This is a genomic window from Coleofasciculus sp. FACHB-1120, assembly GCF_014698845.1.
Lineage (GTDB): Bacteria > Cyanobacteriota > Cyanobacteriia > Cyanobacteriales > FACHB-T130 > FACHB-T130.
In genome coordinates this window covers 26,376-39,817 of record NZ_JACJTV010000002.1, presented here as the reverse complement: position 1 = coordinate 39,817, position 13,442 = coordinate 26,376, and the positions used below count along the sequence as shown (strand labels likewise).

Genomic DNA, 13,442 nt, shown 5'->3' with positions numbered 1-13,442 from the left:
GAAACTGAGGGAACCTTCCAGATCCCCTGCTAATGTAAGTTATTATACAGACGATAAATCCCTGCTGATTTAGTCAATAGTAAAATCATTCATCATTTTTATGACCCAGCAAGAATGCCTAAAAATTCTATTAGTTGAAGATAGTCTTGTGAGCCAAAAGGTTGTATTAAGACAGTTAAAGAAGTTAGGTTATGAAGCCAATGTTGCTGCCAATGGTCAAGAAGCATTATGGATGCGATCGCAAGTAAACTATGACCTAATCCTCCTCGATTGTCAGATGCCGATACTAGACGGTTATGAAACCGCAAAAAAAATTCGTCAATTAGAAGGTGATGCGCGGCAGATAATCGTGATTGCAATGACTGCAAACGGCATGAAAGCAAATTGGGAACGCTGCCTAAATGCTGGTATGGATGATTATTTACTTAAGCCGGTTAGTGAGGAAGAATTGGCAGCTAAGTTAGAAAAGTGGAGCCAAAATATTACCAAAAATAAGCAGAAAATCGCCTCTGCCTCTATAGAGTTAGCAAAGGGATTTCCTCCGGTTTACTCTAGTAACGATATAGATGAATCAAGTATTGATAACTGGGTAGATTTAAATCGCTTGGACGATATAACCCTAGGGGATATGAGATTACGAAAAGAAATTTTACAAGCTTTTTTGGAAGACACAAAAGCCAATTTATTATCGATAAAATCAGCAACTCTCTCTAAGAATTTTGACTCAATCGAACATAAAGCCCATCAAATCCGGGGCGCTAGTGCAAATGTAGGCGTCAATGAATTAAAATTTTTAGCCAATCAATTAGAATTTCAGAGTCAGCAAAAAAACTTTAAAGAGGTTACTGACTTGGTGCTTCAAATAGAACATCATTTCCAAAAAATCCAATCTTTTTTCTTTGAGATCGTTGACTGGGATAAGTTGGAGAGTGAAACTCCAGTCCTTCTTGCCGCCGATCGGGCTGGAGGTACGCAAGTTCGTTCTCTGTCAAAAATTTTAATTATTGATGACGATCCTAGCGTTCGGTTAGTGATCAAAAACTCGCTCCAACTTCTAGGTCATGAAGTCATAGTTGCAACGAATGGGGAAGAGGGATTAGCGAAAGCAAAAGAGCTATATCCTCATCTAATTATTTGCGATTGGATGATGCCAGTCATTAATGGACTGGAAGTGTGCCGCCAGGTCAAATCCGATCCCGAATTATCTTTGGCATTTTTTATTTTGCTGACGATTCGTGGGGATGTAAAAGACCGGGTGGAGGGTTTAGATACTGGAGCTGATGAGTATCTTCCAAAACCGATTGATATGAGCGAATTACGGGCGCGGGTGGGAGCTGGATTGCGATTGCAGCGGTTAACGCGAGAATTGAGCGAAGCAAATCAGGCACTGCGACAAGTGAATCAGCAATTGACTGCCCGTAATGAATTGCTAGAATCTTTGTCGCTGACGGATCAGTTAACGGGTTTATTAAATCGGCGGGCAATGGATCAGGCGTTGCCTCATATGCTGCGACAAGTCGGCAACCGCGATGCGAATACTCGCTACCGTTATTTGTGCGTATTCCTGATTGATGTGGATCATTTTAAGGGGGTGAACGATACGTATGGTCACACAGTGGGAGATTGTGTGCTGCAAGCGATCGCTGGACGACTACAATCCAATGCACGCCCTAGCAGTCTGTTGTATCGCTATGGCGGTGAAGAGTTTGTCTGCATCACACTGGGACTGAATTTGCACAATGGCTTGGAGTATGGTGAAAGTTTGCGCTCTTGTATCGCCGATCGTCCTTTCAAGATTTCTAACGATCTGCTGCTACCCATTACGATTAGTCTCGGTGGCGCGATCGCTAGCGCAGTTAATTTAGTTGATTCTCAAGATTTATTACATCAAGCCGATCGAGCGCTTTACAGAGCGAAGCATGAAGGTAGAAATTGCCTGCGAATGTTTTCAGCGTGGGAAAATATTGTTGAATTAGGTCACGCTTAAATTAGTTGGAAGTTGCTAATTATTTCAAAAATGATGCGAACCAAGCGTTACCATCATGCTTGTACTTCAGTGTTTCCCGTTACTCTATGTTAGTCGAGCTTTTTCATTTCAGGATAGTGGAAACCACAAAGGGAACTATTTTAATAAAAAAAACAATAAACTATTATATTTTATTTGAGCTAATCCTCAACATTTTCTGAAAATATCACTTAAAATAAAAATCATAAAAAGTATAAAATAGTGAAATTTTATTTCTGATTCTCGATTGCTTATCAGTGGCTGTACAGCAGCTAAGAAGCCAATAGTAGTGCTTCTGAGCCTACCGGAAGGATACCCAAAAGTAGAGATTTGCCGCTAGTCATCCCAGTAAAATAAAGATGGTTTAAGAGCCTGACAAGAGAACTTTAGACAAGCGAGGAGTGCTAGTTGCAAGACCGCTGCGCTTACCCCGCATCCGCTTGGCGATGCCGTGAGGAGGGAGGAAATGAAAAATTTCAAACCAGGAAGCGTAGGAGCGATTACCGCAGGTCCCTTTAGTGATTTTCAGGGTGTTGTAGTCAAGTTGCAACCCGGAGAAAAGCTTGTTGTTGAAGTCGAAATATTGGGTCGCAAAGCAGAAATCACCCTAAATCAAGAGCAATTCGAGTTACTGGGGGAAGATCCGCGTCCTCGCTTCCGGGATGAGATTGAAAAAGATATTGAACAGATGCTTCAGGAGGAATTTGATAATTGGTGGCTGAAGCAGTTGGATCGACCAGAGGATGATTTAGTTGCCGAATGGTCTGTTTTCCAAGCATTTCGTCAAGAATTTGAGGCGAAAGTTGCCGGAGAACGACAGACTTTGCTAAATGCTTTTGAAGCATCTTTTACAGCGATCGCAGAACATGGCGTTTCATGGGCAAAACAACGCTGGGAAACAGAAACAGAACGCTGGACACCAAACTCCTATCGGCACGAAGAATTCTACAAAGCAGCGCGTCAGCAAATTAAAGAATGCCCTGATGATTCAGGTCATTGGACGGATATCTGGCGGCATCTGTGGCAAGCGGCAAATGAACGTTCCTGGAAAGCGGAATATATGGCATGGCGTCAGGAAAATCTGCCGGATGCCGCCACGATCGAGCAGATGCGCCTGGATGCCCAACAAAAAGCGCAAGCGTTGGTGGAACCCGTGAGATCGCTAGTGCAACAAACCCACGGCTTGACCTTACCCGACCATGTTTTTGGATTCTGGGCTTTTTGGCTCAGCTTAACTCCGATTGAACGGCAAGAAATGCAATGGATTGCAACGCCTTGCGGTTTGTTTGATTTATTCAGTCATGAAGGTTTGCAGCGAAAACCTATATTAGAACTTGACCATCGCTTGCATTACCGCTATTACCGCGATCCGCCAGAGTTTCTCACTTTGCTGTACGGGGGCGGCGATGGTCTGCATTTTGGTCTTTGGTACGATGATCCCAGAGAACTTCCCACGAGTGTGAAATATTACTGGAACAATGACGGCATTCCTGTCTGTGATGACGGTTGTCAAACATTACTTCAACAGGTTCGCTTTCAAATCGAAAAAGCGGTCTCTCAGTTGGAATATGACCGCTACGACAACGATTCCCGGCATCAACGAGTTAGACTCTCAGCACTCCGCGATGCGGTAATGGCGTTTGAAACGGCGGAACGCCCTGAAATGGGAAGTCTGTACGAGAAAGCCTACAAGCAACCGCCGCTGGATTTCAGGATTGCGACTGATGATGGCGCGGGGGTCGCAATTCCCGGCTTCAGCACCGAAACTTTTCCTCAGCGCGATCTTGAAGTAATTAGAACAGCTATTTTAGAGGATGCGCCAATTGTCGAAGACTGGATTGCAGCAGCACTAAAAGCTTGTGCCGAGGGTCAACCGGCTGAGGCGTTGGCGTTAGGTCGTGACTTGCACTGGTTTTCCGGTGGCGATCGGGAACGAGAAGCGGCTGCTGCTAAACTGCTGAATACAGCCTACCGCGCCCTCGGTCGAGATGCTTTGGCTGCGATCGCATCTGTCCATTATCAACAGCGATCGCGCCAGTCGGTCGATATTTATTAGCGACAAATATTAATTAACAAAGCAGCGCAGACAGGGTTCGAGGTGTGGCGGATTCACTAGACTAACTACTTTTAAAATGACAATTTACTTTTACAGCACTCGCGAAAAATATGGTTGTTTCTCCAATTTTTCGCCTCACGGCTTTGAATTAGATGGGTTCTATTGGCCTACCAGCGAACATTATTTTCAAGCACAAAAGTTTGTTGGTACACCCCACGCTGACCAAATTCGCCAGGTAAAGACACCGAAGGATGCGGCGAAAATGGGACGAGAGCGATCGCGTCCCCTGCGTCCCGATTGGGAACAGGTAAAAGATGACATTATGCGAAAAGCCGTGCTACGCAAATTTGAAACTCATGCCGACATTCGCGAAGAATTACTTTCTACCGGCGATGAGTTAATTGTTGAAAATGCACCCGGTGATTATTATTGGGGTTGCGGTGCTGATGGCAGTGGCAAGAATATGTTGGGACAAATTTTAGTAGAAGTACGAGAGATACTACGCCTTAGCAACCAGCAATAACAGAAAGAATTGGTTCAAGCTAGAGCAGAGCAATTAGCAGAAAGATTGCGCTCAATGGGGATTAATCCTGATGAGGTTTGAGTAGGCGATCGCTTAATACTGCATGCACCCAAAAAGTTTGTGGCTCTGATTACCGCTCACTCTAACGACTAGATGCCTTGATAGGACATTATCTAGCTGTATTGAGAGCAGGAACCAGAGCCACAATTTGGTTTTATCAGAAGTGCTAGCAGTCTAGGAAACTAGCACATTACCTCTTAGCGGTTGCCACGCACGGGCACTCGACTGAGGTAATCAATATCAAACGCAGAGACCCGTTGTGGGTAGTTGCGCTTGGTACTGAGCGATGCCGCTACCTCGCGGAACCGGCGGGGATCGCCTTCGGGAAGTTGCCGCTCCTGGTTCTTGCGGCTGTAGAACTTCTCCACAGTGAAGCGCCAATCGGTCTTGACAGTGCCAGCAGTTTCGCGGAAGTCTTCGCCATAGCGAGGCGTCACTAGGTTGAAAGGACGCTGTTCCATCCGCTTACGCTGGTAGGGTACGGTGAAGTCCCCAAAGTTGTCAGTATATTCTTGGCTGTTCACCAAGGCATCAACAAAACCGCTGAATCCCAAAGTGGCAATTTTAATTGACCAAGCGATTTCTTCAGCTTTGTTGTAAGGCTCCCGACCTAAAAAGCGCTTGAGACAAATGTTTACAAGCCGATAGTTGTTATTGACCGAGACAACCACACGGTAAAATGCCTCTGACTTCGCCAGACCAGCAATAAATTCCCGTACTGTAATCGCCGCATTTTTCAGCTGAGATTCCAGAGTAATCTGACGGTTGAATTTGAGGATTTCATGCTCGCTGAAGACTTGGCGATAAGCCGCCCAAATCAGCTCTTCCATTTCTATCGGTGAATTGGCATCTTCCACGCGATAGATGTATGGCGTATCTTCGTCAAGATCCGCCTTTCCAAAGCTCTTAACTCGTTGGTTTTGGGTGGTTGGTTTGTATTCCAGTAATGGCAGTGCCATTTAAAAATCTCCCTTATAAAGTGGTTGAGACTTCCTATTTTCCAGCATCAGGGTATCCTCTGGTCGATGGAATCCCCATGCTACCGGAGTGGAAAACTCGCTTGCGAGTTAATCGAGACTCGTGTCTCTTGCGCTGTATTATCCCGTGTCATGTCGGGAATTTTGATGTTAGCCGTGTTAACGGTAACAGTATTGGTGACGGCTTTCGGGTTGATTGCCCGTGCCATATCCAAGAAGTTACGCACATTGCCCCATTTGTAGCGCGCACTTTCTTCCTGATCACGCCAGTAATCGGCGTAGCTAGGCGTCACCAAGTTAAAGGGTCGATCTTTGTAGCGACGACGCTGATAAGGCACCGTATTGTTGCCAAAGTTAGACTGATACTCCTCACTATCAACGAGGGCATCAATGAAGCCGCTCAGCCCCTTAGTGGCAATTTTAATCGACCAGGCAATTTCTTCGTCTTTGTTGTAGGGTGCCCTGCCCAAGATTCGTTTGAGGCAAACTTCGACGACTCGATAGTTGGAGTTTTTCTCAACAACCAAGCGGTAAAAGCCTTCGGTCTTCGCCAGACCTCGGATGAAGTCGCGCACAGTAATGGCGCGGTTCTTCACTTGAGATTCCAAGTCAGCCTGACGAAAAGAATTGAGGATTTCGTGTTCGCTGAAAACCTGACGGTAGGCTGCCCAGATTAATTCCTCAAGGTCGCCATTGTCGATGCAGTTCTCAATCCGATAAGTCCGGGGAGTGTCTTCGTTCGGCACTTCGTAACCCGCTACTCTCTGGTTCTGCGAACTGGGTTTGTATGAAAGCAAAGGGATTGACATAGGTAAATTGTTAGTTCCTATCTGGTGGGATTGCTAATTGCCATGAACCATGAACGATTAGCGATAAGCCATGAGCCTTTAGGCTTTTGGCGTCGGATAAAGGTAGCGGTAGGGGAGGGCTACGTCGGTGCGACCTACAGCAGGTTGCAAGTTGGCAGCTTTGCTAGTCGTGTCGGGAATCTCCATGTTTTTAACTTGAGAGAGTACCCGATCTCTGGTGCGCTGGTAGTTAACTTCGCTTGGGGCAATACTCCGAGCCATTGCCAAGAAGGTGCTAGGAATTGCTTCCCGAACCGATGTTTTACCCACTGGGTTTTGACCCCCGACTTGAAAGTAACTCCGAGTATCCAGACCCATCATGCGACCGCGCCAGTAATCACTGTACCGGGGGTTGACCAAGTTAAAGGGTCGCTCGTTAAACCGGCGGCGCTGATAAGGGACAATCTCATCGCCGAAGTTCTGGCGGTATTCTTCGCTATCAACAACGGCATCGATAAAGCCATGCAATCCCTTGGAAGCAATGACAATTGACCAAGCAATTTGCTCGTCTTTGCCGTAGGTGGCGCGTCCCAGAAACCGCTTGAAGGTGATGTCAACTAAGCGGTAGTTGGAGTTCGTGTCTGCTACCAACTGCCGATAAACATCGGACTTGCCCAATCCTCGAATAAACTCGCGCACGGATATGGCTCGATTCCGCAGTTGAGATTCCAGAAAAGGTTGGCGGTAGCTTTCTAAAATTAAATGTTCGCTGATGATTTGCCGGTAGGCAGCCCAGATCAAGTCATTAATTGCCGTTTCAGAGGTCGCATCTGTCAATCGATAAATCTGTGCGTCGTCCTCATCAGGTACTTCGTACCCTTCTACACGCTGATTCTGCGTGGTTGGTGTAATTTCAAGAAGTGGAATTGGCATATTTTTTGTTGTTAGTTGTTAGTTGTTAGCTGTTAGTGATGAGTCCATGAATAAAAGACGAATGAGCCTTTGCTAAGGACTCATCACTAATGACTGGTGAGCCAGCTGAACTCTGGCACGAACTGCTGGGTCATTATCTAAAGCCATTTCCGCTAATCGCTTTTGGATGGACGGGCGGACTTCCAACTGGGTGGAGAGTGCTTGCAAGCCGACAACAGCAGCGTAGCGAATCGCCCAGTCTTGGTCTTGAGAAATGAGCAACAGGGTTTCCAATGCCCTAGCGATCGCACTTTGAATCTGGTCAGGATGCAACGAGTGCCAGTGGAGGTTTCCCAGCCCTTTCGCAGCAGCGCGGCGGACGCTGGGCGCGAAGTCGGTGGCTGCTGCCTCTACTAAGATGTCTAAGGCACGGGGGTCAGCGATCCCGGCTAAGGCACGAATCGCATAAGCCCTGGCACCGTAGTCATAGGCGTCCAGTTTTTCCAGTAAGGGTTGTACGGCAATTTCCCCTAACTGAATCAGCCCTTCTACTGCTGCTACAGCCGCTCCTGGGTTGTTGTAACCTAAGACGGCGATCAGGGTAGGAATCCCAACTTCTAGACGAGTGGCAGCTAAGGCTCGAACTGACGCCACCAAGCGTCCAGGAGAATCCGCCTGTTCAATGGCACGAATCAGTTCTTGGGGCGAATCAGTCATTAGTCCATCATCGGCGCTCGGTGGTCAATCGCGAATTGCGAATTGTCAATTGCCATTTTTTAAGTAGCTGAGCATAAATAAACGAAGCAGTAGGGTGGGGACTGCCACCAGTGCCGTGCAATGGGTGGGCAGTGCCCACCCTACCTATAGGCTACTTGCTGTTTAATTTATGTCTATCTACTTACTGATTGCTTTGCTAGTGGTGAATTGCCATTTGCTACTAGCAATTCGCTATTAGGAAAGGACAATTGACTATAACAAAGCATCCATCAGGGTCATCACCCTGATGGCGTCAGCGGATAGCGAATTTGGTTCATCTGGCTGTAAAGACGCGATCGCTCGCGCCTGCACGTGTTCCAGCAGCCCTTTAAGGGCAATCAGTTTAAAGCTATTTTCAGTGGCAGCACTAGCGATCGCTTCCGCTGCTGGCAGATAACCAATCGCACCCAAGTCTGATAATACGATGCGGCGCAGTTGCAGATCGCTGCCTTCCAACGCTTGAACCAAACGTTCCCCATAGACGGAATCTTCCGTTAACTGGTACATTGCCCGTGCTGCTGCATATTGCACCCGCGCGACAGGATGCTCCAGAAACGGTTGAATCTGAGCAGTTGCTTCCGCCGCTTGAAGCGCTCCTAAGGCTTCCAGCACTGCTTCATAGGGTTGTGTCAGATGGGGCCGCCCTGGTACTGGCAGAGCGGCTGCCACACCCCCTTCTAGCAGTTGCATCAGTTCCGGAATGCAAGTGCGATCGCCCAGCATTCCCAAGGATTGAGCTGCGGCTTCTCGAACATAGAAGTCAGCACAACCCAAACAACGAATCAGCCCTGGCACGGCTCGGCGATCGCTGAGTTTTCCTAGCGCTCGTGCGGCATTGCGACGGAGGGGGTATCCGCCTAGCTCTGTCCGATCCGATTCATCTTCCAAAGCTGTAATCAGAGCTTCCACAGCAGCAGACTCGCGCACGCGGAATTTACCTAGCCACCAGGCAGCATAGTAGCGGAGACTTAAATCTTCATGGCGGAGATTGGCAATTGCCTGCTCCACCGTTAGCGGTTCGCTACCCGGTGAATTTCCGGACGGTGAGTCTGATTCAGAATATCGATCGGGATTAGGCGATCGCATCGTAGGAGTGCAATGACTTGGCGTTTACGAGCATGGTTGAATGGGCTTTCTGGATGAGCTGAATCGGCTTAGCTCTTGCCTTCAGCGTCATGATTTTGATGGGCTGTTGTCGCTTGGCTTTTCGCTTCGCTGTCTCCATCCAGAGTTAAGGGCTGAATGTTGACGATTCTGCCACCCATGCGGTTAATCCGCTGCATTTCTTCATTCATGCGGCTGTAGGGCACTGTGATATAGAAACTGCCACTACGGCGAATGGGATAGCTGAGTTTGTCAGATTCGTAAGTCTGACGTAAACCTTCGACTTCGTAGCGAAATACCCGATTGGCAGCGTCACCCAAAGTACCGCTCCCAAGTGCAGTTTGTCCAAACATCGTTGAAATAGCTCCTGTAATTGGGTTGAAAACAGTTGAGGGGTGATGACACCAACCATCAAGTTTCATGTCATCACCATTGTCAAAAAAGACTAATTCAAAAAAGACTAAGTGCGATAACACTTAGAATTCGTTCACCTTAAGCGGGTGAAACGCTGACAATTTTGCCGCCCTGTTTGGTAATTTGCTGTAGTTTTTGGGACAGCTGCTCGTAGGGCACTAGGAAGGCGTTGCTACTGCGACGAACTTTCGGGTAGCCTGGGCTGAGAATTCCAGACACTTCAATGCGATAAACCCGTCCGCTTTGTTCCTTCGTACCACCGAGGGCTTTTCTGGGGGCTGCGTCTTGAGGAATCGCTGCCGATCTCCAGGACGAAGAACTACCAGAGGGTTGGAAAATTGTAGAAGCCTCATTTCGGCTCAGTTCGCCCATCAGTCGGGGAGTTTTCCCTCCAACTTGAGAGCTATCGCTATTCGCATAACCCCGATACAGGCGGAACATACGAGTAAAGCCGGTCGTTCTCACTCCCGGCTCTACCATAAATCCACGATAATAAGGGACAACGTTGTTCCCGAAGTTGGCTTCATACTCAACGCTGTCGATGTAGGAATCGATTTCTGCGTCGTACCCCTGTTCCTCATAGATATTGAGGTGGGAGTTTATCTCATCCTCACTGTAAGGTGCCCGCCCTAGCAAATGCTTGTAATTGAGTTCAATCAAGCGGGTATTGGAATTGCGAAAGAAAAACTTGTTTTTGTATAGATCTGACTTAGCGATCGCGCGGACAAAATCTCTTACCGTTATATTTCCTTGCCGAAGCTGCGATTCAGCATAGGTCAGGCGTTCCGATTTCATGATGTAATCGTTGCCTAATACCTGACGGTAAACCGCGCGGATTACCGCTTGCAGATCGTCCTCTGTCCAGTCAGGCCGCAGTTCCACCCGTGTTTCATCAAATGCAGAAAGACCTAGGCGGCCTGCTGCTGCTAAATTCGACGCCACTAAACCGGCCATTCTTGCTCTCCCAACGCAACAACTTTTTAAGATTTTTTTACTCAAATTGAGAAAAACAATGCCCGGAAAAATTAGCAACTGCTAGCAAGCACGCGCCAACACTCGCTGATTCTTCCGGGCACCGCACCTGAATACTAGCTCAGGGCGTTAATGGCGTAGTCGATGTAGGTGTTGGCTTCGTTAGCAGCTTGACCGCTCAGACCATGATTGGCCTTGATGTTCTTCAGAGCTTCCACATACCAGCTGTTGGACAGCTCGAATGTACGGTTGATTTCATCCAAACCGGCAATCAGGTACTCGTCCATTGGACCTGTACCACCAGCAACTAGACAGTAAGTAACCATCCGCAGGTAGTGGCCGATGTCACGGGCACACTTGGATTTGCCGCGAGAGTCAGCAGCATACTGAGGTCCCTGCATTTGGGTGGTGTATGGGAACTTTTGGTACACGGCTTGAGCAGCACCATCAATCAGTTGCTGAGCCTTTTGGGTCAATGCGCGGGCAGCTTCCATGCTGGCAGCGGCACGCTCAAAGCGACCGTTAACAGCAGTCAGTTCGGTGTTGCCTAAGAAACGACCTTGGGTATCGGCTGCACCGATGGCTTCAGTAATCGGGGTCTTCATTGTTGAGGTATCTCCCTAAAAGTGTTTGCAAAGTTTTCGACTAAACAACGCGCATGTTCGCGCCTATCCAACAGCAAGCTTGCTAGTTGTTCTTAAGCAACCGCAGATGAAGCACGATCGAAGTAGCTAGCTACTTCAGACATCAGTTGGCTACAGTCACCCTTGGTGATGCCATTGGGATCGTTAGCGATTTTGACGGCAGCTTCTTTCATCTTTTGGACGCCAGCAGCAACAGAACCACCAGGAACGCCTAGAGCTTGGTAGGTTTCGCGCAGACCGTTCAAGCAGCGGTCATCCAACACGCTAGAATCACCTGCGATTGTGGCGTAGGTAACGTAGCGCAGGATGATTTCCATGTCGCGGAGGCAAGCTGCCATGCGACGGTTGGTGTATGCGTTTCCACCTGGTTGAATCAGTTGAGGCTGCTCTTCAAACAAAGCACGAGCGGCATTGGCAACGATGCTGGAAGCATTGCTGGTGATGCGGTTAACGGTATCCAAACGCTTGCTGCCATCCTTGACAACATTGGTCAGGGCATCGAGCTGCTCGGTGCTCAAGAATTCACCCCGGGCATCAGCCTGAGAAACAACCTTGGCGAATGCATCTAACATGAACTCAATCTCCTACTACTGATTTGGATGAGTGTGGTTTTTTAAAACGTCGATATTTGTCAAGCAGAGCTACTTCAATCTATTGAATCAGCTCTTGGATTGGTCAAGCCCAGACATTAGTCCAACACGCTTTTTAAGTCGCTCTCCCATCCCTTCTGCTACTTTACCTGCAACAAACTGGTTTTCACAGAAATATGAGAAAAGTCCGTGCTTTTATGAGAGATTTGCAACCTTGATAAATCCGTGTCTTGTTTAACTTTTGTCTGTTATTGATCCCTCCGGTTATTTTTATACAACGCCTTCGCGGCTTTGTTTTTTAAGATTTATTAAGCAATCTCAAGAGCCATGAATAAAAGCTCAAATCCTTACCCTTCCAAAGGTCTTGGATTTTATTTCCCACATACTTCGTTACAATTCTCCAAGTATTTATACTTAAAGAAGCCTAGATTTTTGTCTTTACAATCTCTTAATATTCGCTTAAAAAGCTTCTAAGCAAGGGTTGGGGATTTTTTAGAGCTAAATGTAACTATGTATTTTTATGTAAATATATAAAGCCTTATCGGTCTATCGATTGGGGATTAGTGGCAGCAATTCGTCGTCGCAGCACATCGAGAAGCGTTACAAATGCCGGGGGTGGGGATGCGATCGCTTCTATTAACTCCCCAGTTACCGGATGCTGCAACCGGAGTCGCCAAGCATGGAGCGCTTGACCGGGAAGATTGACGCCGACAGAGTGACCGGAACTGTAAACGGGATCTCCCACAATCGGATAACCGATGTAGGCGCTGTGAACGCGAATTTGGTGGGTGCGACCTGTTTCGAGTTGAAAAAGCATCAACGTGTGGTTTCCCAGGCGTTCCTGCACCCGCCAGTGAGTCATTGCCGCTCGTCCCCCCTTCTCTACAGGTACGACAGCCATTTTTTTGCGATCGCCCAAATGACGACCGATAGGCTGGTCAATCGTGCCGCTGTCAGCGCGGGGAGAACCGTAGACGACGCCCAGATATTCCCGGCGTGCGGTTTTAGCTTTTAGTTGAGCTTGCAAGTGTTGATGGGCTTGGTCGGTTTTAGCAACAACCATTGCCCCCGTCGTATCTTTGTCAAGCCGATGGACAATTCCCGGACGTTGCACCCCGCCAATTTCCGCGAGAGGACAGTGGGCTAAAAGAGCGTTGACGAGAGTGCCTGCTTCGTGTCCTGCGGCTGGGTGAACGACTAAACCCGCCGGTTTGTTGATGATAATCAGGGAATCATCTTCATAAAGAACATCTAAAGGGATTTCTTCTGGTTGCAGGTCTAGCGATCGCACTTCTGGAATCGTTAAAGATAGGCGATCGCCCATTTGCATGGTTGCTTTCTTGGACGTGCAGACGGTGCCGTTCAGCAGCACGTTTCCTTCTTCAATTAGTTTCTGGACGCGCGAACGGGATAAATCTGGTAGTTGTTGGGAAAGATAGCGGTCAATACGACTGCCTGTTTCTTGAACTTCGAGAGAGATTGAATGGGGAGAATTCACGAATTCACGGTTTAACTTGGAAACAAACTGTAGAGGACGAAGGAGAAAGCGAAAAAAGGTTAGTGAGGATGGCGCGATCGCATTCTTGCGCCAGTGGCAAGACTTGTTTCTTAAAGATAGCAGTGTCATTACTGCATCCTAAC

At 47.7% G+C, this 13,442-nt stretch carries 13 protein-coding genes; 3 read left to right on the top strand and 10 right to left on the bottom strand.

Annotated features, from left to right (window positions below):
* Positions 1-100 precede the first annotated feature (100 nt).
* The 3 genes from H6H02_RS02420 to H6H02_RS02410 all read left to right on the top strand — a co-directional run bounded on the left by H6H02_RS02420 (position 101) and on the right by H6H02_RS02410 (position 4,584).
* Positions 101-1,987, top strand: a complete 1,887-nt coding sequence (locus H6H02_RS02420) for a response regulator (RefSeq protein WP_190814333.1) — start codon at positions 101-103, stop codon at positions 1,985-1,987.
* Between the two features lie 484 nt (positions 1,988-2,471).
* The gene (locus H6H02_RS02415; RefSeq protein WP_190814331.1) at positions 2,472-4,061 is read left to right on the top strand and encodes an ADP-ribosylation family protein; all 1,590 of its coding nucleotides are present in this window, start codon (positions 2,472-2,474) and stop codon (positions 4,059-4,061) included.
* A gap of 76 nt (positions 4,062-4,137) precedes the next feature.
* Positions 4,138-4,584, top strand: a complete 447-nt coding sequence (locus H6H02_RS02410) for an NADAR family protein (protein WP_190814329.1) — start codon at positions 4,138-4,140, stop codon at positions 4,582-4,584.
* Positions 4,585-4,841: 257 nt separating this feature from the next.
* Here H6H02_RS02410 and H6H02_RS02405 read toward each other — a convergent pair whose 3' ends face one another.
* The 10 genes from H6H02_RS02405 to H6H02_RS02360 form a co-directional block, all read right to left on the bottom strand.
* On the bottom strand, positions 4,842-5,603 hold the full coding sequence (locus H6H02_RS02405; RefSeq protein ID WP_190814327.1) for a phycobilisome rod-core linker polypeptide: 762 nt from the start codon (positions 5,601-5,603) through the stop codon (positions 4,842-4,844).
* 80 nt (positions 5,604-5,683) lie between these two features.
* The gene (locus H6H02_RS02400) at positions 5,684-6,430 is read right to left on the bottom strand and encodes a phycobilisome rod-core linker polypeptide (RefSeq protein ID WP_190814325.1); all 747 of its coding nucleotides are present in this window, start codon (positions 6,428-6,430) and stop codon (positions 5,684-5,686) included.
* 78 nt (positions 6,431-6,508) lie between these two features.
* The gene (locus H6H02_RS02395; RefSeq protein WP_190814323.1) at positions 6,509-7,342 is read right to left on the bottom strand and encodes a phycobilisome rod-core linker polypeptide; all 834 of its coding nucleotides are present in this window, start codon (positions 7,340-7,342) and stop codon (positions 6,509-6,511) included.
* Between the two features lie 72 nt (positions 7,343-7,414).
* Entirely contained in the window at positions 7,415-8,038 is a 624-nt protein-coding gene (locus H6H02_RS02390; protein WP_190814321.1) for a HEAT repeat domain-containing protein, read from the bottom strand.
* Positions 8,039-8,290: 252 nt separating this feature from the next.
* Positions 8,291-9,163: a HEAT repeat domain-containing protein gene (locus tag H6H02_RS02385; RefSeq protein ID WP_190814319.1), complete on the bottom strand. Its 873-nt coding sequence runs from the start codon at positions 9,161-9,163 to the stop codon at positions 8,291-8,293.
* A gap of 68 nt (positions 9,164-9,231) precedes the next feature.
* Positions 9,232-9,534 carry a phycobilisome linker polypeptide gene (locus tag H6H02_RS02380; protein WP_190814317.1) on the bottom strand — a complete coding sequence of 101 codons (303 nt, stop codon included), beginning with the start codon at positions 9,532-9,534 and terminating at the stop codon, positions 9,232-9,234.
* Positions 9,535-9,673: 139 nt separating this feature from the next.
* The gene (locus H6H02_RS02375) at positions 9,674-10,549 is read right to left on the bottom strand and encodes a phycobilisome linker polypeptide (RefSeq protein ID WP_190814315.1); all 876 of its coding nucleotides are present in this window, start codon (positions 10,547-10,549) and stop codon (positions 9,674-9,676) included.
* 134 nt (positions 10,550-10,683) lie between these two features.
* A complete protein-coding gene (gene cpcA, locus H6H02_RS02370) occupies positions 10,684-11,172 on the bottom strand; it encodes a phycocyanin subunit alpha (protein ID WP_190814313.1) in 489 nt (162 codons plus the stop codon).
* 92 nt (positions 11,173-11,264) lie between these two features.
* Complete coding sequence (locus H6H02_RS02365; RefSeq protein ID WP_190411798.1) at positions 11,265-11,783, bottom strand: phycocyanin subunit beta; 519 nt, start codon at positions 11,781-11,783, stop codon at positions 11,265-11,267.
* Positions 11,784-12,339: 556 nt separating this feature from the next.
* The gene (locus tag H6H02_RS02360; protein WP_190814311.1) at positions 12,340-13,428 is read right to left on the bottom strand and encodes an RluA family pseudouridine synthase; all 1,089 of its coding nucleotides are present in this window, start codon (positions 13,426-13,428) and stop codon (positions 12,340-12,342) included.
* Between the last annotated feature and the right edge of the window lie 14 nt (positions 13,429-13,442).